This is a genomic window from Trinickia sp. Z7, from assembly GCF_056498045.1.
On the sequence record NZ_JAUEQW010000009.1, the window covers coordinates 162316 to 182071 of the forward strand.

A 19756-nucleotide genomic window follows, 5' to 3' on the forward strand; every position below is an offset into this window, starting at 1 on the left:
TCTTTAACGGCGCCCGCCAGCGCGCCCGCGCCGACTGGCATCGAAGTTGCGACGGTAGGGTTCCTCCCCGCATCGGATCCGCGGGTTCGTTCTTCCCGTTATACATCGTTGACGGAGCGACCATGACCGCACTACCGAACACGCGAGACGCGCTCGAAACCTCGTGGAGCACCGCCGGCCGCCACGCGCGCCGCATTGCTCGCCACAGCCGCCACGCCGCCGAGGACATCGGCAGCGAAATGCGCGAACTGCTCTCGGAGCTCGAACAGACCCTCGCCGACGGCACGCAAGCCGACGCCGCCGTCTTGCGCGACCAGATGAGAAAGCGCTTGGATGTCGCGCGAGCCCGCTTGGACGGGGCGCGCGAATCGATTCGCGACCGCGCCGCGGCTACCCTCAGCGATGCGCAGGGCTATATTCGCGAAAACCCTTGGGAGACGATGGCCGTCGTCGGCGGGCTTGCCCTGCTGACAGGATGGCTGCTCGCTCGCAATCGCTGATGTCGCGTCGGGCTCGCGTTCGCGTGCAACGCACAGGCGACGGCTCGCGGCGCGCAGCTAACCGAGAAAGGCGGCGTCCATGAGATCGATGCGATCGGTGCAGATCGCGTCGACGCCCCATTGCGCGAGCATGCGTGCTCGCTGGGGATCGTTGACCGTATAAGCGAGGATGAACAAGCCCGCCGCTTTGATTTCGGCGATCAAGCGCGCATCGAGCTTGCGATGATCGGCATGCAATGAAAGACATGCGAGCGCCTGAGTGCGCGCGCGCCAGTCCCCCGGGACGGCGCCGAACAGCAAGCCGCGAGGCAGGTCGGGCTGCGCGTCCCGCGCCGCCACGAGCGCTTCGTTCGAAAACGAAGACAGCAGCGGCGCAACTTCGGCGCCGCGCCACAAGCGAGCCGCTTCATCGGCTACGAGCCGGCCCGTTTCCGCCTCCCGCCCCGGACTTGGCTTGATCTCGATGTTGGCGGCCAGACCGAGCCCTGCGCACCGCTCATGCACTTGCGCAAGCGTCGGCATGCGCTCGTCGCGAAAGCGCGCATCGAACCAACTACCGGCATCCAATGCGGCCAGTTCGGCATAACGCTTGTGCGCAGCCGGGCCGCGACCGTTGGAAGTGCGCTCCACCGTGTCGTCGTGTAACAGGAAAACAACGCCGTCAGCCGATAACTTCGCGTCGAACTCGATCATCTTCAAGCCGAGCCTCGCCCCGGTATCGATCGCGGCCAACGTGTTCTCGGGGGCAAGCGCGCCACCGCCCCGGTGGGCGACGAGGCGCGGGTAAGGCCACGCCGGAACCGCGCGCGCGGGGCTGGCAGAGGTCGCCGTCATCGTCGAATCTCCTTTCCAAAACGACTGCGCGCCGGTGTCGGCCCGCGCGCAATCAAGCATTCAGCCCGCACGTTTGCCCGATGCAGGATCGAAGAAGTGCAGATGCTCGGCAGGCACCGCGGCCGGCACGCATTCGCCGCGCTGCGGCCGATTCACATGCGTCAGGCGCACGGTGACGTCGTGCGCGCCCCAACGGCCGTGCGCCAGGTTATCGGCGCCCAGTAGCTCGCACGAGTCCACGACGAGCGGCGCCTGACTGCAGCCTGCTCGGGGCGTCATATGCTCGGGACGAATGCCGAGAATCCACTCGCGCCCGCCCGCGATTTCGCGCCCGACGCCCACCGCGCCCGCGACGGGCAGGACGGGCCCGCCGCCGGACACCTCGAACTGTGCCCCGTCCTCGCTCAGTTTGCCCGGCAGCAGATTCATGGCCGGCGAGCCGATGAAGCTCGCAACGAATACCGTGGCCGGGCGCTCGTACACTTGCGTCGGCGCGCCGATTTGCTCGGCGTGACCGCGGTTCATCACGATCACGCGCTGAGCGAGCGTCATCGCCTCGATTTGGTCGTGCGTCACATACACGCTAGTCGTGGCCAGCCGCGCGTGCAGGCGCTGGATTTCCAGGCGCATTTGCACCCGCAGCTTCGCATCGAGATTGGACAGCGGCTCATCGAACAAAAAGACCGCAGGCTCGCGCACGATCGCACGGCCCATCGCCACGCGTTGCCGTTGGCCGCCCGACAGTTCGCGCGGCTTGCGCGCGAGCAGCGGTTCGAGTTCGAGAATCTTTGCGGCGGCGGCAACTCGCTCGTCGATCGTCTCCCTGGCGAGCCCGCGAATTTTGAGCCCGTAAGACATGTTTTCCTTCACGCTCATATGCGGGTAGAGCGCGTAGTTCTGAAACACCATCGCGATGTCGCGATCTTTCGGCTCGAGCCGATTGACGACGCGCTCGCCGATGACGATCTCGCCTTCGGAGACGCTCTCCAACCCGGCCACCATTCTCAGCAGCGTGGATTTTCCGCAGCCCGATGGGCCGACCAGCACGACGAACTCACCGTCGGCCACCTCGACGTCGATGCCGTGCAGAACGAACTGCTTGCCGTCGTACGTCTTACGCACGCGCTTCAGTGTCAAGCCGGACATACTCAGTGTTTTCCTTACGATTATTTTTCCGCGTCGACGAGGCCGCGCACGAACCACCGCTGCATCGCAACGACGACGACGAGCGGCGGCAACATCGCAAGCAGCGTCGCCGCCATGACGAGGTGCCATTCGGTTGCCGTATCACCGCTCGCGATCATCGTCTTGATACCGACGACAGCGGTCGTCAACGATTGCTCATTGGTGATCAGAATCGGCCACAGATACTGATTCCAGCCGTAGATGAACGTAATCACGAACAGCGCCGCAATGTTCGTTTTCGACAAGGGCAGCACGACGTCATAGAAAAACCGCAGCGGGCCTGCGCCGTCGATGCGGGCGGCATCCATCAACTCGTCGGGCAGCGTGAGAAAGAACTGGCGGAACAAGAAGGTCGCCGTGGCCGAGGCGATCAGCGGCAATGTCAGGCCGGCATAGGTGTTGGTCAAATGCATCGACGAAACCACCTGCACCGTTGGAAATATCCGCACTTCCACGGGCAGCATCAGCGTGATGAAGATCAGCCAAAACGCCGTGTTGCGCAACGGAAAGCGGAAGAAAACGATCGCATAGGCGGAGATGATCGACACCGCGATCTTGCCGACCGCGATCGCGAGTGCCATGACGAAGCTATTGAGCAGCATGCGCCCGAACGGGCTCGCGGCGTTGCCGCTTCCGTGCGACCAGACAGTGGCGATGTTTTCGAACAAATGCGTGCTCGGTACGAGCGAGAGCGGAACCGTGAACACTTGGTGCTCGCTCATGGTGGCCGCGCAAAACGCCACGTAGACGGGAAACGCGACGAGCGCGATGCCGACGATCAAAACGGCATGGCAGAACAGATCGAAGCCCTTGCGATTCTCGATCATGCGTATTGCACCTTGCGTTCGATGAAGCGAAATTGCACGATCGTCAAAGCCACGACGATCGCCATCAGCACGACCGACTGCGCGCCGGAACTGCCGATGTCGAGGCCCTGGAAGCCCTCGGTAAAAATCTTGTAGATCAACGTCTTCGTGGCCTGCGCGGGACCACCGCCCGTCGCGGCATCGATTACCGGGAAGGTATCGAAGAACGCATATACCACGTTGACGACGAACAGAAAGAACGTGGTGGGCGACAGCAGCGGTAGCGCGATTCCGACGAAGCGCCGCACGGGGCCCGCGCCGTCGATAGCCGCCGCTTCTATCAAAGAACGCGGGATAGCCTGCAAGCCGGCATAGAAAAACAGAAAGTTGTAGCTCACTTGTTTCCACACCGAAGCAAGGACCACGAGCGTCATCGCTTGCGTGCCGTTCAGCGCGTGGTTCCAGACGATGCCGCCTTTGGCGAGCGCGTAGGTGACAAGCCCGATGCTCGGGTTGAACAAGAACGCCCACAGCACCGCGGCAATGGCGGGCGCCACCGCATAAGGCCATATCAGCAGCGTGCGATAAAGCTTGGCGCCGCGCGTGACGCGATCCGCGCATGCGGCGAGCAGCAAGGAAACGAGAAGACCCGAAACGGTCACGAGCGCGCTGAAAATCAACGTCGTCTTGAAAGAATCGAGATACAGCGGATCGGCAAACAGATGCGCGAAGTTCGCCAGCCCGACGAACTCGCTCGACGTACCGAAAGCATCCTGGGTTTGCGTCGATTGCCACAGCGCCACGCCGGCCGGCCATAGAAAGAACAGGCCGGTGATGATCAATTGCGGCGCGATCAGCAGGTACGGCAGTGCGCTCGCGACAAAACGGGAACGTTCGTGCATGAATGACGATTCGATCGATGATGCCGCGCCGCCGTTAGGCGAAGGCCCAACGAAGAACGGCGCAGCGGTTCATGGTGCGTAGGCGCGCCGCTCGCGCAGCGTGAAGGCGCTCGGTGTCCGAGGCCGCCCTCGCTGCGCCGGCGCTGCAGCGAACGCGGCTTCTCGCACTGCGTGCTTACTGCGCCGATTGCTGGAAGCGCCGCAACAACTCGTTACCGCGACTGACGGCCGAATCGAGCGCTGCCTGCGGCGTCTTCTTCTGCGCCCAGACTTGCTCGAGCTCCTCGTCGACGATCGTGCGAATCTGCGGCATGTTGCCCAGGCGCAGCCCCTTCGTGTAGGGCAGCGGCGGTTTGTTCAGCATTTGCTTGATCGCCGTGTCGGCCCCGGGATTCTTGTCGTAGAAGCCCTGGCTGCGTGCAAGATCGTAAGCGGCCGTCGTGACAGGCAAGTAGCCGGTATCCTCATGCCACTTGGCGGCCACGGCGGGCGAGGACAGATAGGCGAGGAATTTGGCAACCCCTTTGTACACGTTCGGATCTTTCCCGGCCAGCACCCAAAGACTGGCGCCGCCGATGATCGCATTTTGCGGCGCGCCCTTCACGTTCGCATCGTACGGCATCATGCCCGTGCCGAAGTCGAACTTCGCGTACTTGCGGATCGTCGCGAGCGAGCCGGACGAGTTCGTCAAAATGCCGCAATCGCCGCTATAGAACTTGGAGACCGCTTCGTCCTTGCGCCCCACGTACGTGAAGGTGCCCTGCTTGGCCATATCTTGCAGAAACTTGATATGCGCGACTTGCTGGGGCTTGTTGAACTCGAGCTTCGCATCGAGCCCATCGAAACCGTTGTTCTCCGACGCGTACGGCAGGCCGTGCCAAGCGCTGTAATTCTCGAGTTGGATCCAACCTTGCCAGCCGGTCGTGAAGCCGCAACTCATGCCCGATGCCTTCAATTTTTCCGCGTAGACGCGCACGTCGTCCCAGGTCTTCGGCGGCCGGTTCGGATCGAGCCCCGCCTTCTTGAACGCTTCTTTGTTGTAGTAGAGCACCGGCGTCGAGCTATTGAACGGCATCGATACGAGTTCGTCCGTCTTGGCGTCGCTGTAGTAGCTCGCGATGGTCGGCACGAATGCCTTTTGATCGAGGGGCGTGCCCGCTTGCTTGAACACTTCGGCGACGGGTACGACGGCCTTCTTCGCGGCCATCATGGTGGCGGTGCCGACCTCATAGACTTGAAGGATCGCCGGCGCGTTACCGCTGCGGTAGGCCGCAATACCCGCTGCAAGCGTCTGATCGTACGTTCCCTTGAAGACGGGCACGATCTTGTAGTCGCTTTGCGATCGATTGAAATCGCTGGCGATATCGTTCACGCGCTCGCCGAGCGCGGCCTCCATCGCGTGCCAAAATTGGATTTCCGTCGCGGCCCATGCGGCTTGACTTGCGCCGACGAGCAACGCTCCCCCGAGCACCAGCGAACGAACCAGTGGCTTGCAACCGTTCATTTGGTTCTCCTAAGTAGACATGCATCGAGTGACGCGCATCACTGCACCGCGCCGCCCCGGCAGAACGCCGTGCGCCCTGCCGGGGCAATAGCTTAGTTATCGTTGATGACAAATAAACGTTGATACTCTTTCAACGCGTACCGGTCCGTCATGCCGGCGATGTAATGCGCGATGAGTCGCGGTTGCGCCGCCTCGTTCTCGGCCAAATAGGCCGGAGGCAGCAAACGCGGATCCTCGCTGAACGCCTCGAACAGCCCACCGATGACGCGCCGCGCCTTGCTCGCCATGCGCATGACGCGGTAATGCCGGTACAAATTCCTGAACAGGAAGCGTTTGAGCTCGGCCGCCTGCGCCGCCACGGCGCCGCTGTGCGTGACGAGCGCGGGCGCCGTCCGAACCGCTTCGAGCGACTGCGGCGCACACTCTGCAAGATTGCGCCGCGTCGTTTCGATGAGATCGACGATGAGCGTATTGATCATGCGGCGCACCGTCTCATGCACGAGACGGCGCCCATCGAGCTGCGGATGCTCTCGCTTGGCCTCGGCGAAATGTGTCTGCCAGAGTTCGACCTGCGCTAGTTGATCGATCGTCAGCAGACCGGACCGCAAACCATCGTCGACATCGTGATTGTTATAGGCGATTTCGTCGGCGATGTTCGCAATCTGTGCTTCGAGCGAAGGACGCTTGCCGGTCAAGAAACGCTCGCCCAGCTCGCCCAGCTTCAGCGCGTTTTCGCGGGAGCAGTGCTTCAAAATGCCTTCGCGCGTTTCGAAACAGAGATTGAGCCCGTTGAAGCCGCCATAGTGCTCTTCGAGTTCGTCGACGACGGCCAGGCTTTGCAGATTGTGTTCGAAGCCGCCATGTTCGCGCATGCATTCGTTCAGTGCGTCTTGCCCGGCATGGCCAAACGGCGTGTGTCCGAGATCGTGCGCAAGCGAAATGGCTTCGACGAGATCCTCGTTCACGCGAAGATTGCGGGCCACCGACCGCGCGATCTGCGCCACCTCCAAGCTATGCGTGAGCCGCGTACGGAACAGGTCGCCTTCGTGATTGACGAAAACCTGCGTCTTGTATTCGAGGCGGCGGAACGCCGTGGAATGCACGATGCGATCTCGATCGCGCTGAAACTCCGTGCGCGCCGAGGGCGGAGACTCGGAGAAACGGCGGCCCCGCGACTGCGCCGAATGCGCGGCGTACGGTGCGAGATGAGCCTCCAGCATCTCAGCCGTCGGTGGGCTGACGATCGCCCCCGCGTTCGGCTCGCGGCTGTTCGCGCTGCCCTGCGTCGAGTCGACCCTCTCACTCATCGTGTCCCCTTTCGCGTCAGATTGCTCGCACGCTCATCGCATTGGCTGGATTCAAAGGCACGCTGCGAGCGTCGCTCGCAACGCATCCTCAGGAACGCCCGTCACCACGGTTTCGCCCAGTTGCTTCAACAAAACGAATTTCACCGCCCCCGCTTCCGCCTTCTTGTCGACTTTCATCAGTTCGATGTAGCGCGTATCGCCGAGCGCCGGAGCATGAACCGGCAGCCGGGCCGCCGTGATGAGCGCGACGAGCCGCTTGCGCACCGCTTCATCGAGGTAGCCGAGGCGCACGGAAAGATCGGCAGCCATCACCATGCCGCACCCGACGGCTTCGCCGTGCAGCCATTGCCCGTAGCCCAGCCCCGCTTCGATCGCATGGCCGAACGTATGGCCGAAGTTCAGAATGGCGCGCAGCCCGCCCTCGCGTTCGTCCGCGGCCACGACCGAAGCCTTCAGCTCGCACGAACGCTTGACGGCATGCGCGAGCGCAGACGGCTCGCGGCGATTGAGCGCGTCCATGTTCGCTTCGAGCCATTCGAAAAATTCCACGTCGGCGATCGCGGCCGTCTTGATGATCTCGGCTATCCCGGCGGCGAGCTCCCGCTCGGGCAGCGATCGGAGCACGCCGATATCGGCGATGACGGCTTGCGGCTGGTAGAACGCACCGATCATGTTCTTGCCGAGCGGATGGTTGATACCGGTCTTGCCGCCCACCGACGAATCGACCTGGGACAGCAATGTGGTGGGCACTTGGATGAACGGCACCCCGCGCATATAACAGGCAGCGGCAAAGCCCGTCATGTCGCCGATCACGCCGCCGCCGAGTGCGATCAGCGTAGTTTTGCGGTCGGCCTGCCCGGACAGTAGCGCATCGAAGATACGGTTGAGGGTTTCCCAGTTCTTGAACGCCTCGCCGTCAGGCAACACGACGGTCGAGACCCGCTTGCCGAGCGGGGCGAGTGCAGCGCGCAACGATTCGCCGTAGAGCGGCTCGACCGTCTCGTTCGTGACGATCGTGACCGATGCACCGGCGATGTGCGACGCGAATAAGTCGGTGCGGCCGATGAGATCGGCGCCGATACGGATCGGGTAAGCGCGCTCGCCTAGCGCGACGTTGACGGTAATCATGACTGTATCTGCTTGGTAATGCCGGCCATTTCGAGTTGCATGAGCACCATATTGACTAGCCCATTGACCGACGGCCGCCCGGTTTCGACGATGAAATGCGCGCACTCGCGGTAAAGCGGGTCGCGCTCGTTGTATAAGGCCTCGAGCTTCGCCTTCGGATCTTCCGTCTGCAGCAGCGGGCGGTTCTTATCCTTGCGCGTGCGCAGCCACAAATCGTGCGGATTGGCTCGAAGGTACACGACCAGCCCGCGCTCGTGCAGCAACGCTCGGTTTTCCGGGCGCAGGACCGCCCCCCCGCCCGTCGCCAAGACGACGGCTTCGCGCGCCGTCAACTCCGCGATGACCTGCGATTCGCGCTCGCGAAAGCCGGCCTCGCCTTCCAGTTCGAAAATAACGGGAATGCGCGCGCCCGTGCGGGCCTCGATTTCGTGGTCGCTATCGAAAAACGGGCGGCCGAGCCGGCGCGCCACTGCGCGCCCCACGGTGGTCTTGCCCGCCCCCATGAGCCCCACGAAAAAAATATTGGTGTTGGCGCCCCGCTCTTGCAACGTATCCTCTGTTCAATCGGCTATGGTTCGTGGCGCAGCTTACTGGCAAAGCCGCAGGCTTGTCGAGTGCGCGAACTGGCCCGCTCGGCCCGGCCGAGCTTGCCGCTCAATCGATTGCGACGATGCGCGGCGTGATGAACACGACGAGTTCGCTGCGCTCTTTACGCACCGCTCGGTGGCGAAACAGCGCGCCCAGCAGCGGTATTTTGCCTAACAGCGGCACGCGCGTCACATCGTCGCGATCCTGGCTCTCATAAATGCCGCCGATCGAGACGGTGCCGCCGTCTTCCACTTCCACCCGCGTGCGCACGTGCTTGGTGTCGATTGCCGGCCCGGCGGACGTCGGTTTGCCTACACTATCTTTCGAGATATCGAGATCGAGGATGACGCGCCCGTCCGGCATGATCCGGGGCTCCACCTCGAGCTTCAGGCTGGCCCGGCGAAACTGCACGCCCGAGACGCCGTTACGGACCTTGGCCTGGTAGGGCAGCTCCGTACCCTGCTCCACCAGTGCGCGAGTGCGGTCCGCCGTCACGACGCGCGGGCTCGACACGATTCTCCCTCGTCCTTGCGCCTCGAGCGCGGACAGCTCCGCGGTCACGAGCCGCGTCGCGCCCGCCGCGAACAGCGTAAGCCCGGCCGTCGCAGCCTCGAAACCGGCAATAGCGCGGGCCGATACGTCATGCACGACGCCCTGCGGCCCACCCGCGAGCCCGACGGACGGCGAATCGGCGTCAGCGGCGCCGCGCGCCGATCGCATCGACAAACGCGCCCCCAGCTCGCGCGAAAACCCATGAGCGCCTTCGACGATGCGCGCTTCGATCAGCACCTGGCGGTTCGGCTGGTCGATCGCGGCGATCAGTTGGGCCACTTGCTCGAGACGCGCCGCCAGATCCGTGACGAACAGCAGGTTCGTGCGTGCATCGGCCATTGCAGCGCCGCGTTTGGACAGCGCGCGCTGAGCGCCGGGCGCGGTCAACAAGCGCGCGACTTCGTCGGCGCGCGGATAGCTGAGCGCAAACGTGCGGCTCACGAGCGGCTCGAGATCGGCCGCGCGCGCATGGGCTTCGAACCGCTGGCGTTCGCGCGCCGCCAATTCGCTGAGCGGCGCGACCCAGATCACCGTGCCGCGCCGGGCCATCGCCAAGCCGTGCGCATCGAGCAGCGTGTCGAACGCGGTTCGCCAAGGCACCGCATCGAGACTAATCGATATCCGGCCGCGCACCCGCTCGCTCGCCACGATGTTCAGGCCTGTAAAGCGAGAGAAGGCATCCAACACGTCGGCAAGCTCCGCGTTCTTGAATCGCATCGTGATGGGCCGCTCGTCTTCCGCATTGCCTGCCGCGGCAGATGCGTCGCTCATCCGCGCCGCAGGCGCCAGCGGCACCGGCGGCCCCTCGAGCGCGGGCATGGGCTGGCCGCCCCCGCGCGATTCGTCCACGCCGCTCGGCGCCGGCGCCGTCGCGGGAGCGCTCGGCCCGCCGGCGGGCGTGGAACGCGTTACGCCGAGCGCCTCGTCGAGGACATCGGCCTCCTCGCCTGCGAGCGGCGGTTCCCCGACGCTGGGCCATATCGAGGCGGTGTGCTCGGCAGCGCCGTCCGCGAGCGGTCCGGCCGGCAACGGCGGCAACAAGGGCACGGGCTCTGCGGCATGGCTTGCCAACACGCACAGCGCGATAGCGAAGCTCGAACAGCGCCCGAGCATCGACGCGCCTCGTCCGCACGTACGCAAGCTCATCGCTCGTCACCCCGCAGCGAAATGCGGCGCGCCCCAGCCCGGCTCGCCAACGTCACGCCACGACTGTCGATACCGACCACCCGCTCGGCCCCCAGCGATTGCCCTGGCCCCACTACCGCAGCCTGCGTTCCGCTCGCGCCCTCGAGCAGCGCTAGCGAGCGCCGGCCGTTCTGTACGAATCCGACTAAACGCGCCCCCGCCAGGTCCGACGTCGAAACCGTTTGCGCAACGCCGAACGGATCGGCCAGCGGTTGCCGCTTGCCGCCGAGCGCCCCAACTGGGGCCACTCGCGCGTAGTGCTCGCCTGGTCGAGGCGGCAACGCGTCGAAGACGGACAACGTTCCCGTGAATGCCAGCGCACCCGCTTCCCGCTTGATGCTCAACGTGTGCGGGACTACCAGAACCGGCAACGCGGAAAGCCCTCGCAAGAAGCCATATAGGCCGGTGAAATCCGAGCGGCCGTCGATTCGCAGGGCGCGCCCGGGGCGGTCGCCGCCCTCGCGCGCCGGTTCCGCCTGCGGTGCAGGTTCCAGCGCGCGCAGTGTCACGCCGGTCTTGGCGGCAAGCTCGGCCAACGCGGGCAACTCGCCGCCCGCCGAGCGCTCCGGTGGCGCGCCCGCGTGCGCGAGCGCAGCCGCTCGCAGTTCCGGCATGCGCGCCAGCCGAGCACGCCCCTCGCGCAGTTGCCGTTCCAGCGCGTCGATCGCAGCCGCGCCCGTCGCCCGCCCGGCGTCGAAGGCGCGATAGGCGAAGCTGGCGAGCGCAAAAGCGAGGGCCGCCAACGCGGTGCAAGCCATCAGACGGCGCTTGACGCTCCATCGTTGCGCCGGAGCGCGCAGCAAGCGCCCCGGGCGCGTCGAGCGTCGCGCCGCCGGTAGACGCACGCACGCCCGGTGCATGCGGTGTAGCGCGCAAAGCAACGCCCGCTTCATCGATCCCTCCTGCCGCGAGCGCCATCGGCGTAGCCAGCCGCGCTGCGCGCGGTGCGCCCCGATGGCGAAGCCGGCTGCGCGTCGAGCCATCGCACCCGCACCACCGCTTCGACGGCTCGCCGCGCGTTACCGCCGGCTGGCGGTGCAATCAGCTTGAAGTCGACCATTTCGGCAGACTTCGCAACGGGTAAGCGAGCCAAGCGCTCGGTCCAAGCAGCGCCGACCGTACTATCGGACGCGAGCAACTGCAGTTGGGCGTCTTCCTCGCTCAGTTGCAATCGGTTGACCGTCACGCCCGCATGCGCCTCTGTGCTCAACGCATCCAAGAGCGACATGAGCCCAACGTACGGTCGCGAGCGTGCCGCGGACTGCGCTGCATTCGCTCTCGCGCGCTCCTGCGCGCGTTCGAGCCGCGCGAGCTCGGCCAACGCCGGGGCCTGTTGCGCCGCTTCGCGCTCGAGTTGCAGGCGTCGCTCGCCGGCTGCGCCCACCGTCTCCCATCCGAAGGCCGCAAGCGTACCCGCAAGGAGCGCCGCCGCGCCTTCGCCCAGGCAGCGGCGGCGCCGCGAGCGCGCGGCTCGAATGCGATGAGGCAGCAAGTTGAAGCCCAAAGCGCAGGGCGCTGCTCCTTCGTTCAGACATTGCGTTGCGGGGGGGCTCATTCGAACACCCCGCGCAATGCCAGACCGAACGCGATGGCAAAATGCGCAGCTTGCTTCGCATCGGCGCGCGGGGCGAACCGGCCGCCATCGAAACAAAACGGCGCGCAATCGAACGCCTCGGCCGCACAACCGAGGCGCTCGCCGATGTCGGCCATCGCCAGTCCGAGGCGTTCGAGCGCATTCAGGTCGCCGCCGATCAGCGCGCGATCGAGCCCAGCGCCGGAGGCGAGCGAGCCGAGGGCGGCATCGAGATCCGCATCTTCACCGATCGGAAAGCGAATGCTTGCCTCGACCGCCCCTTCTGCGACACGCCAGCCGTACACGCCATCGCTGCCGGCCCATATCGCGGCGTATCGATCGGCGCGGCGCAACGAATGCTCGGCCGCATAGGCAAGCGCGCGCAACGCGGCGAGCGGTTCGCCATCGATCGCGGCCAACGCGATGCCGGCCGCGGCTGCCGCTTCGACACGCGCCTCCAAATGCAGACGAGGCGCCGCGGCGAGCGTCACCCGCGAGGCCTCGGACGCGGTGGCCGCGCTGCGAACGGCAGCGCAGTCTGTGGACCACCAGTCGACCGACAAGGCGTCCCGATCGAGGCCGCACAAGCGCTCGGCTTCTTCGAGCATGATCGGCCCCATCTCCTCGATTGCCTGCGAATCGCGCGCGCGCCCATCCGGCGTTTGGGCAACGGAGGGCATTTCGAACGTGGCGATTGCCGTCGCACCGCCCGGTATGGCCATCGCGCACGGCATCGCACGCAGCGCGCGGTGGCGCGGCCAACGCGCGCACAGCGACGACAGCGCAGCGGCCACGGCCGCTCGATCGACCAGATGCGCCCCGGACATCGCGCCCGGGTTCAACGGCACAGCGCCGAGCCACTCCACGCGAACGGGCAGATGCGATCGTCCCTTGCGGCTCACGATGACGAGCCGCACCTCGCGCGGACTCACGTCGATGCCGGCTCCAAAGCGGCGCGCGGCGGACAACAGTTTGTTTCTCATCAGCATGACGTTTCCCCGCAGCAGCCGGGCCGTCGACATGAGCGGCCAAAACGGCGTGCTGCAGCGAAATTGTGCGAAGTGCGCCGCCGCGCCGATATTCGACCGAACGGCCAACGTTGCGATGGGCGCGGCCGCAGCGCGACGTTTCACATCGGCATCGACCGTTAAGCCAAACGAAAGCTAGCGTCTGCGCCGCTATAATCGCGGCCATCGCATGTTCGCTTCGTTATGGATTCGCCCCTGCCTTCACCCGCCCCATTGCCCTCAGGTTCCCCCGAGCCGGTCAAACCGCCCAAACGCCGCACGCGTTGGATGGTCAAACTCGCGCTCTTTTTCACGGGAACGATCGCGACCCTGGGCGCTTGCGCCGGACTTCTCTTGCTCTACGGGCTCGTCGTGGCCGCCCCGCTTCTGCCCTCGCTCGATGCGCTCACCGACTATCGCCCGAAAGTCCCACTGCGCATCTATACCGCCGATCACGTGCTCATCGGCGAATTCGGCGAGGAACGGCGCGACGTGGTTCGCATAGAGGACGTCCCCGTCTTTTTGAAACAAGCCGTCCTCGCGATCGAAGACGCTCGCTTCTACGATCATGGGGGAGTCGACATCACTGGCGTGCTGCGCGCAGGCATCGCGGCGTTGACGAACGGGCGTGCGACGCAAGGCGCCAGCACGATCACGATGCAAGTTGCGCGCAACTTCTTTCTATCGAGCGAGAAAACCTACACGCGCAAGATTTACGAGATGATGCTGGCGTACAAAATCGAGCGCGAGTTGACGAAAGATCAGATTCTCGAGGTGTATCTGAATCAGATCTACCTCGGGCAGCGCGCCTATGGCTTCGCGTCGGCCGCGCGCATCTACTTCGGCAAGGACCTCGCGCACATCACGCTAGCCGAGGCCGCGATGCTGGCAGGCTTGCCCAAAGCGCCTTCGGCATACAACCCTGTCATCAACCCGGCGCGCGCCAAGCTACGCCAGCAATACATCCTGCAGCGCATGCTCGCGCTTCGATACATCACGCGTGCGCAATACGATGCCGCGCTCGCCGAGCCACTCGCGCTTGCCGGCGCCCCCGCGCAGCAGTTCAGCGTACATGCGGAGTACGTAGCCGAAATGGTCCGTCAAGCGATGGTGACGCAATACCACGGTGAGGCCTATACCCGGGGGTTGAGCGTCGTCACGACGATCGATTCGGGCGACCAAGCGGCCGCCTACCTCGCAGTTCGAAACGGGCTGATGAGTTACGACGCAAGGCACGGCTATCGCGGTCCCGAGGGCTACATCGCGCTTCCGGCCGCTGCCGATGCGCGTGCCGACGCCATTGCCTCGGCCCTGGGCAAACATCCGGACAATGGCGAAATCGTCGCAGGCGTGGTGACGGCCGCCGACACGCGCCAAGTGCAAGCGGTCCTTTCGGACGGCACGCTGGCCACGGTCGGCGGCGAAGGCCTGCGCTTCGCGGCGGCAGCGCTTGCGCCCCGCGCGCAGCCGGCGCACGCCATCCGGCCAGGGGCCATCGTGCGCCTCGTCAAAGACGACGCGGGCGCCTGGTCGGTCGTGCAATTGCCGCAAGTCGAAGGCGCGTTCATATCCATCGTGCCGCAAGACGGCGCGATTCGCTCACTCGTCGGCGGCTTCGATTTCAGCAAGAACAAGTTCAATCACGTGACGCAGGCATGGCGCCAGCCGGGCTCCAGCTTCAAACCGTTCATCTACTCTGCATCGCTGGAAAAGGGCCTCGGCCCGGCAACCATCATCAACGACGCGCCGCTCTTTTTCAGCGCGGCGGAAACCGGCGGTCAGCCCTGGGAGCCGAAGAACTACGGCGGCCGGTTCGACGGCCCCATGACGATGCGCACCGCGCTCCAAAAATCGCGCAACCTGGTCTCGATTCGGATTCTTGCGCACATCGGCACGCATTACGCACAGCAGTACCTCACGCGCTTCGGCTTCGACGCCGATAAGCATCCGGCCTATCTGCCGATGGCCCTCGGCGCGGGTCTCGTGACGCCGTTGCAGATGGCCGGCGCGTATTCGGTTTTCGCCAATGGCGGCTATCGCGTCAACCCTTATCTCATTTCCGAAGTGACCGATCAAGACGGGCTCGTGCTCGCACGCGCGCAACCGATCGCCGCCGGAAACGATGCGCCGCGAGCAATCGATGCACGCAACGACTACGTGATGAACAGCTTGCTGCAAAGCGTCGCGCAACGCGGAACAGGGGCAAGGTCGAACCAACTCGGTCGCAAGGATTTAGCCGGCAAGACCGGCACGACAAACGACTCTCGCGACGCCTGGTTCGCCGGCTATCAACACACGCTCGCCGCCATCGCCTGGATAGGCTACGACTCGCCGCGCAGCCTGGGGGATCGTGAGACGGGCGGCGGCCTCGCGCTGCCGGTCTGGATGGACTACATGCGGCAAGCGCTCAAAGCCGTGCCGGAGTATGAAATGCCGATGCCCGCCGACGTCATACCGATAGAGGGCGAACTGTACTTCGACTCGTTCCAGCCAGGACACGGCTTCGTCCATACGGTCGGCATCGCCGAAGCGGCCGGGCATGGGCAGACGGACGCCGCGGACGGCGGCGCGGCAACCGAGAATCGAGACGCTGCCGCACCGACGAACGCGGCAAACGAGCCGGGGGGCGTTCAGCCACCTATGGCGCCACCGGCCGCGGTGCAGTGATCCACAACCGAGACCGGCCGCTGTCGATGAATGGGTGGACCGATAGCTGGCGCTGTAGCGAACGCCGCGCACGCTGGCCCGGCCCACGACAACGCGGCTTCAAGCCGAGAACGAACCGGGAGGCGTCGCGCCTTGCGCCGCAAATCGTGTCGCCAACGCACTACGCCGCGAATTGGACGCGCTCGCCGGCTTGCTGCGTGGCGTAATCGGACAGGGACTCGAAGAACTCGCGGCCATTGCGCGTGTCCTGCCACTGTCCGTCGACGAATTTGAAGTGAAACCCGCCTGCTTTTGCGGCGATCCAGATTTCCTGCATCGGCGGTTGCAGATTGACGATGATCTTCGAGCCGTTCTCGAATTCGAGCGTCAAAACATTGCCGCTGCGCTCGATCTCGATATCGGCGTCGCTGTCGTCGGCAGCTTGCTCGATTCGCGTGAGAACGGCTTCCGCTCGGCCAAGGTAGTCGCTGTCGGTCATGCTAAACTCCGCCGGTTAAACACATCACAGCTCTTGAGGTCCTAGAGGCAGTCATGCGAGTCGTTTTCAGGATGAGCGCGATTGTAGCGGCTTTGGCCGTTGCGACAAGCGCGGCGCTAACCGCCTGCGGCCAACGCGGGCCGCTTTATCTGCCGTCCGTCCCGCCGCTGCCTGAAAAGCCGGTGCTTCACACCGGGCCATCCGCGCAAGATTCGGATAGCGGCTCGCAAGCGGCATCGGGCGCGCAAGCGCGGGCGCCGTTGACATTGGCGCCAGCCGATTCGCTCGGCACAGCGCCGAACGCCGAACACCCCACGCCTGACGCCGGTGCGGCGTCGAGCCCCGCACCCGATCAATAAACGCAGGACTCCCGCATGTCTCCCTCCGCCTTCGCCTATGTCGACGGTGTGCTGCACGCCGAAGGCGTCAGCGCCGTCACGCTCGCCGAACGGTTCGGCACGCCGCTTTTCATCTACTCGCGCGCGGCGCTGACGAAAGCCTATCAGGCCTATGCACAAGCATGCGCCGGACACCGCGCATCGGTGCATGTCGCCGTCAAGGCCAACAGCAATTTGGCGGTGCTCAACGTCTTTGCACGCCTGGGCGCCGGCTTCGATATCGTCTCGGGCGGAGAGCTCGCTCGCGTGCTCGCGGCAGGCGGACAAGCCAAAGACATCGTATTTTCGGGCGTCGGCAAGAGCGCGGCGGAAATGCGCGAGGCGCTCGACGCCGGCGTCAAATGCTTCAACGTCGAATCGATCCCTGAACTCGACCGGCTCAACGCCATCGCGGGCGAGTGCGGCAAGAAAGCGCCGATCTCTCTGCGCGTCAATCCTGATGTCGATCCGAAGACTCACCCCTACATTTCCACGGGGCTGAAGGCGAACAAGTTCGGCATCGCGTTCGACGAGGCGCGCGCGGCCTATCGCGCGGCCGCGGCATTCGAACACCTCGAAGTGTTCGGCATCGATTGCCACATCGGCTCGCAGATCACCGAAATCGCCCCTTACCTCGATGCGCTGGATAAATTGCTCGACCTCGTCGAGCGAATCGAGTCGGACGGCATCGCCATCCGCCACATCGACGTCGGCGGGGGGCTCGGCATCACGTATTCGGAGGAAACGCCGCCGGACACCGGCGTGTTCGTGCGCACGCTGCTCGAGCGGATCGCGGCGCGCGGCCATGGTCATCGTGAAGTGTATTTCGAGCCGGGTCGCTCGGTGACGGGTAACGCCGGCATCCTGCTCACGCGCATCGAATTCCTGAAACCCGGTGCGGAGAAAAACTTCGCAATTGTCGACGCCGCAATGAACGACCTGGCGCGACCGGCCATGTACCAGGCGTATCACGCGATCGATGCCGTCACACCGCGCCAAGATACGCCCACTGTCTACGATGTGGTCGGGCCTGTATGCGAGAGCGGCGACTGGCTGGGGCGCGATCGCGCCCTCGCCGTCAAGCCAGGCGATTTGCTCGCAATCCGTTCGGCGGGCGCCTATGCGTTCGCGATGAGCTCGAACTACAACACGCGTCCGCGCGCGGCGGAAGTCATGGTAGACGGCGCTCAGGTCCACCTCGTGCGTGCGCGCGAAACCGTGCGCGAGTTGTTTGCGGGCGAATCCATCCTGCCGGCCTGATTCCGGCACAGCGCCGGTTGTCCCATCGCCGCCGAGCAGTTGTGCGCTAGGCGGCTTCTTCTGCTATCTCGCGGGCTTGGGTTTCGATGCATTGCCGCTGCGGTCGGCCAGCTTGCCGCGCGCCCAAACGGCCACGCGCCACCCGAGCAGCACGATAACGATCGCGCCATAGATCTTCGGCAAGATGAGATCGTGTTTGCCTGCCTTCATCCACCAAAAGTGCAAAATCGCGAGCGCGGCGATCGCGTAAATCGCTCGATGAAGCGTCAGCCAGCGCCGCCCCAGTCGGCGCACGGCGACGCGCGGCGAGGTCGCTGCCAGCGCAATCAACAGCAGGAACGCAGCAAAGCCGACCGTGATGAACGGCCGCTTGCCGATGTCCTTTACGACTTCGGCCACATCGAACCATTTGTCGAACCAAATGTACGTCGTGAAATGCAGCGTCGCGTAAAAGAACGCATAAAGTCCCAGCATGCGGCGAAACCGCAGCAACGCATTGACGCCGCTCAACCGGCGCAGCGGCGTCACCGTCAACGTGATGCACAGGAAGACGAGAGTCCAGAGCCCAGTGGAACGCGTGATGAATTCGATCGGATTGGCGCCGAGCCGGTCGGTCAAGCCGAACAGCACGAGGCGCGCGAGCGGCAGAAGCGCGGCGACGAAGACACCGATCTTGGCCGGTGCGATCCAGCGCTGCTCGGCGGCGCGCGAGCGAGCATGTCCGGCTGGAGTCGAACGAACGGGCCGCGGGCCGCTTGAATCGCGACCGGCGCCGCGGCCCGTCAACGTTTGTGTGTCGAGTGACATGAAATGCGCTCCATCGAGCCTGGCGTCAGAAGTCAGAAGTACTTGCGCAAGTCCATCCCTTGATACAGGGAGGCGACGAGATTTCCGTACCCGTTGAACATCAACGTTTTGCGCTTCGGCGTGAAGAATCCGTCCTCGCCGATGCGCCGCTCGGTGGCTTGACTCCAGCGCGGGTGATCCACCTCCGGGTTCACGTTCGAATAGAACCCATACTCCTTCGGCGCATAGGTGTTCCAACTGGTCGGCGGTTGCTTTTCGACGAACCGGATTTTCACGAGCGACTTCGCGCTCTTGAACCCGTACTTCCAAGGGACGACGATACGGATCGGCGCCCCGTTCTGGTTCGGCAATACCTGCCCATATATTCCGACCGTGAGCAGCGTCAACGGATTCATCGCTTCATCCATGCGCAAGCCCTCGGAGTACGGCCAATCGAGAATCGGCTCCGCAAGCCCTGGCATCTGAGAAGGGTCTGCGAGCGTGATGAACTGCACGAACTTGGCGTTGCCGGTAGGCTGCACGCGCTTGATGAGTTCTGCGAGGGGATAGCCCAGCCACGGAATCACCATCGACCACCCCTCGACGCAGCGGTGCCGATAAACGCGTTCCTCGAGCGGCGCGAGCTTGAGCAGTTCGTCGATGTCGTACACCTTCGGATTCTTGATCTCGCCTTCCACGCTCACTCGCCACGGATGCGGCCGCAGCGTACCCGCGTTGTGGGAAGGGTCGCTTTTGTCGGTGCCGAACTCGTAGTAGTTGTTGTAGGTCGTCACATCCTTGTAAGGCGTGACCTTATCGGTAACGACGAACTTCGGATTCGTCGCGGCGGCCAGTTTGTGCGCTTTGGGGTCGGGCGAGGCATACGCGCCGAAAGCGGCGCGACTGACGCCTAGCGCGCCGCCTGCGGCCGCGAGTCCCGCAGCGCCCGCTGCCTGTAGCACGCGCCGCCGATTCTCGAACATTGCACGCGGCGTGATTTCGCTAAGGGCGATGTCCTCGCCGGTCAGTAGGACACGTTGCTCTCGGTTGATCGACACGATGCTGCTCCTCAAAGAACCTGGGCCGCTTGATCACGGCGTCGGTCGAACGCCTTTCG

Annotated in this window: 19 protein-coding genes; 4 read left to right on the top strand and 15 right to left on the bottom strand. The window is 64.6% G+C overall.

What is annotated here, in order from left to right; translation table 11 throughout:
• Nucleotides 1–122: 122 nt before the first annotated feature.
• A complete protein-coding gene (locus tag QQS38_RS17080; RefSeq protein WP_479646558.1) occupies nucleotides 123–500 on the top strand; it encodes an ElaB/YgaM/YqjD family protein in 378 nt (125 codons plus the stop codon).
• A 57-nt stretch (nucleotides 501–557) separates the two neighbouring features.
• Here the strand turns inward: QQS38_RS17080 and ugpQ are convergent, their stop codons facing one another.
• The 12 genes from ugpQ to pilM all read right to left on the bottom strand — a co-directional run bounded on the left by ugpQ (nucleotide 558) and on the right by pilM (nucleotide 13047).
• Nucleotides 558–1334, bottom strand: a complete 777-nt coding sequence (gene ugpQ / locus QQS38_RS17085; protein ID WP_479646559.1) for a glycerophosphodiester phosphodiesterase — start codon at nucleotides 1332–1334, stop codon at nucleotides 558–560.
• 60 nt (nucleotides 1335–1394) lie between these two features.
• Complete coding sequence (locus QQS38_RS17090) at nucleotides 1395–2480, bottom strand: sn-glycerol-3-phosphate import ATP-binding protein UgpC (RefSeq protein ID WP_479646560.1); 1086 nt, start codon at nucleotides 2478–2480, stop codon at nucleotides 1395–1397.
• Nucleotides 2481–2500: 20 nt separating this feature from the next.
• Nucleotides 2501–3346 carry a sn-glycerol-3-phosphate ABC transporter permease UgpE gene (gene ugpE / locus QQS38_RS17095; RefSeq protein WP_479646561.1) on the bottom strand — a complete coding sequence of 282 codons (846 nt, stop codon included), beginning with the start codon at nucleotides 3344–3346 and terminating at the stop codon, nucleotides 2501–2503.
• Nucleotides 3343–4227, bottom strand: coding sequence for a sn-glycerol-3-phosphate ABC transporter permease UgpA (ugpA, locus tag QQS38_RS17100; protein WP_479646562.1), 885 nt, complete (start codon nucleotides 4225–4227; stop codon nucleotides 3343–3345). Before ugpA ends, ugpE begins: the two co-directional genes overlap by 4 nt.
• Nucleotides 4228–4402: 175 nt before the next feature.
• Nucleotides 4403–5731, bottom strand: a complete 1329-nt coding sequence (ugpB, locus tag QQS38_RS17105) for a sn-glycerol-3-phosphate ABC transporter substrate-binding protein UgpB (protein ID WP_479646563.1) — start codon at nucleotides 5729–5731, stop codon at nucleotides 4403–4405.
• A gap of 92 nt (nucleotides 5732–5823) precedes the next feature.
• Entirely contained in the window at nucleotides 5824–7038 is a 1215-nt protein-coding gene (locus tag QQS38_RS17110) for a deoxyguanosinetriphosphate triphosphohydrolase (RefSeq protein ID WP_479646564.1), read from the bottom strand.
• Between the two features lie 51 nt (nucleotides 7039–7089).
• Complete coding sequence (aroB, locus tag QQS38_RS17115; RefSeq protein WP_479646565.1) at nucleotides 7090–8166, bottom strand: 3-dehydroquinate synthase; 1077 nt, start codon at nucleotides 8164–8166, stop codon at nucleotides 7090–7092.
• A complete protein-coding gene (locus tag QQS38_RS17120) occupies nucleotides 8163–8669 on the bottom strand; it encodes a shikimate kinase (protein WP_479646598.1) in 507 nt (168 codons plus the stop codon). The genes aroB and QQS38_RS17120 overlap by 4 nt, the downstream gene beginning before the upstream one ends.
• 151 nt (nucleotides 8670–8820) lie before the next feature.
• The gene (locus tag QQS38_RS17125) at nucleotides 8821–10452 is read right to left on the bottom strand and encodes a type IV pilus secretin PilQ (RefSeq protein ID WP_479646566.1); all 1632 of its coding nucleotides are present in this window, start codon (nucleotides 10450–10452) and stop codon (nucleotides 8821–8823) included.
• Nucleotides 10449–11384 (bottom strand): hypothetical protein, encoded by a 936-nt coding sequence (locus QQS38_RS17130; RefSeq protein ID WP_479646567.1) that lies wholly within the window; start codon nucleotides 11382–11384, stop codon nucleotides 10449–10451. The genes QQS38_RS17125 and QQS38_RS17130 overlap by 4 nt, the downstream gene beginning before the upstream one ends.
• The gene (locus tag QQS38_RS17135) at nucleotides 11381–12046 is read right to left on the bottom strand and encodes a hypothetical protein (protein WP_479646568.1); all 666 of its coding nucleotides are present in this window, start codon (nucleotides 12044–12046) and stop codon (nucleotides 11381–11383) included. Before QQS38_RS17135 ends, QQS38_RS17130 begins: the two co-directional genes overlap by 4 nt.
• Nucleotides 12043–13047, bottom strand: a complete 1005-nt coding sequence (gene pilM, locus QQS38_RS17140; RefSeq protein ID WP_479646569.1) for a pilus assembly protein PilM — start codon at nucleotides 13045–13047, stop codon at nucleotides 12043–12045. Before pilM ends, QQS38_RS17135 begins: the two co-directional genes overlap by 4 nt.
• A gap of 228 nt (nucleotides 13048–13275) precedes the next feature.
• On the opposite strand from pilM, the gene QQS38_RS17145 reads away from it, so the two are divergent.
• Nucleotides 13276–15738: a penicillin-binding protein 1A gene (locus QQS38_RS17145; RefSeq protein ID WP_479646570.1), complete on the top strand. Its 2463-nt coding sequence runs from the start codon at nucleotides 13276–13278 to the stop codon at nucleotides 15736–15738.
• Nucleotides 15739–15898: 160 nt separating this feature from the next.
• Here QQS38_RS17145 and cyaY read toward each other — a convergent pair whose 3' ends face one another.
• A complete protein-coding gene (cyaY, locus tag QQS38_RS17150) occupies nucleotides 15899–16216 on the bottom strand; it encodes an iron donor protein CyaY (protein WP_479646571.1) in 318 nt (105 codons plus the stop codon).
• 53 nt (nucleotides 16217–16269) lie between these two features.
• Here cyaY and lptM point away from each other — a divergent pair, with 53 nt between their 5' ends.
• Nucleotides 16270–16575, top strand: a complete 306-nt coding sequence (gene lptM, locus QQS38_RS17155; protein ID WP_479646572.1) for an LPS translocon maturation chaperone LptM — start codon at nucleotides 16270–16272, stop codon at nucleotides 16573–16575.
• A 15-nt stretch (nucleotides 16576–16590) separates the two neighbouring features.
• Nucleotides 16591–17853, top strand: coding sequence for a diaminopimelate decarboxylase (gene lysA, locus QQS38_RS17160; RefSeq protein WP_479646573.1), 1263 nt, complete (start codon nucleotides 16591–16593; stop codon nucleotides 17851–17853).
• Nucleotides 17854–17916: 63 nt separating this feature from the next.
• On the opposite strand, the gene msrQ is transcribed toward lysA, so the two are convergent.
• Both msrQ and msrP read right to left on the bottom strand, forming a co-directional pair.
• Nucleotides 17917–18660 carry a protein-methionine-sulfoxide reductase heme-binding subunit MsrQ gene (gene msrQ, locus QQS38_RS17165; RefSeq protein WP_479646574.1) on the bottom strand — a complete coding sequence of 248 codons (744 nt, stop codon included), beginning with the start codon at nucleotides 18658–18660 and terminating at the stop codon, nucleotides 17917–17919.
• A gap of 32 nt (nucleotides 18661–18692) precedes the next feature.
• A complete protein-coding gene (msrP, locus tag QQS38_RS17170; protein WP_479646575.1) occupies nucleotides 18693–19697 on the bottom strand; it encodes a protein-methionine-sulfoxide reductase catalytic subunit MsrP in 1005 nt (334 codons plus the stop codon).
• Nucleotides 19698–19756: the final 59 nt, after the last annotated feature.

Coding starts and splice junctions, on each gene's coding strand:
- QQS38_RS17080 (WP_479646558.1), top strand. CDS start 123: ATGACCGCACTACCGAACACGCGAGACGCGCTCGAAACCTCGTGGAGC.
- ugpQ (WP_479646559.1), bottom strand. CDS start 1,334: ATGACGGCGACCTCTGCCAGCCCCGCGCGCGCGGTTCCGGCGTGGCCT.
- QQS38_RS17090 (WP_479646560.1), bottom strand. CDS start 2,480: ATGTCCGGCTTGACACTGAAGCGCGTGCGTAAGACGTACGACGGCAAG.
- ugpE (WP_479646561.1), bottom strand. CDS start 3,346: ATGATCGAGAATCGCAAGGGCTTCGATCTGTTCTGCCATGCCGTTTTG.
- ugpA (WP_479646562.1), bottom strand. CDS start 4,227: ATGCACGAACGTTCCCGTTTTGTCGCGAGCGCACTGCCGTACCTGCTG.
- ugpB (WP_479646563.1), bottom strand. CDS start 5,731: ATGAACGGTTGCAAGCCACTGGTTCGTTCGCTGGTGCTCGGGGGAGCG.
- QQS38_RS17110 (WP_479646564.1), bottom strand. CDS start 7,038: ATGAGTGAGAGGGTCGACTCGACGCAGGGCAGCGCGAACAGCCGCGAG.
- aroB (WP_479646565.1), bottom strand. CDS start 8,166: ATGATTACCGTCAACGTCGCGCTAGGCGAGCGCGCTTACCCGATCCGT.
- QQS38_RS17120 (WP_479646598.1), bottom strand. CDS start 8,669: ATGGGGGCGGGCAAGACCACCGTGGGGCGCGCAGTGGCGCGCCGGCTC.
- QQS38_RS17125 (WP_479646566.1), bottom strand. CDS start 10,452: ATGAGCTTGCGTACGTGCGGACGAGGCGCGTCGATGCTCGGGCGCTGT.
- QQS38_RS17130 (WP_479646567.1), bottom strand. CDS start 11,384: ATGAAGCGGGCGTTGCTTTGCGCGCTACACCGCATGCACCGGGCGTGC.
- QQS38_RS17135 (WP_479646568.1), bottom strand. CDS start 12,046: ATGAGCCCCCCCGCAACGCAATGTCTGAACGAAGGAGCAGCGCCCTGC.
- pilM (WP_479646569.1), bottom strand. CDS start 13,047: ATGAGAAACAAACTGTTGTCCGCCGCGCGCCGCTTTGGAGCCGGCATC.
- QQS38_RS17145 (WP_479646570.1), top strand. CDS start 13,276: ATGGATTCGCCCCTGCCTTCACCCGCCCCATTGCCCTCAGGTTCCCCC.
- cyaY (WP_479646571.1), bottom strand. CDS start 16,216: ATGACCGACAGCGACTACCTTGGCCGAGCGGAAGCCGTTCTCACGCGA.
- lptM (WP_479646572.1), top strand. CDS start 16,270: ATGCGAGTCGTTTTCAGGATGAGCGCGATTGTAGCGGCTTTGGCCGTT.
- lysA (WP_479646573.1), top strand. CDS start 16,591: ATGTCTCCCTCCGCCTTCGCCTATGTCGACGGTGTGCTGCACGCCGAA.
- msrQ (WP_479646574.1), bottom strand. CDS start 18,660: ATGTCACTCGACACACAAACGTTGACGGGCCGCGGCGCCGGTCGCGAT.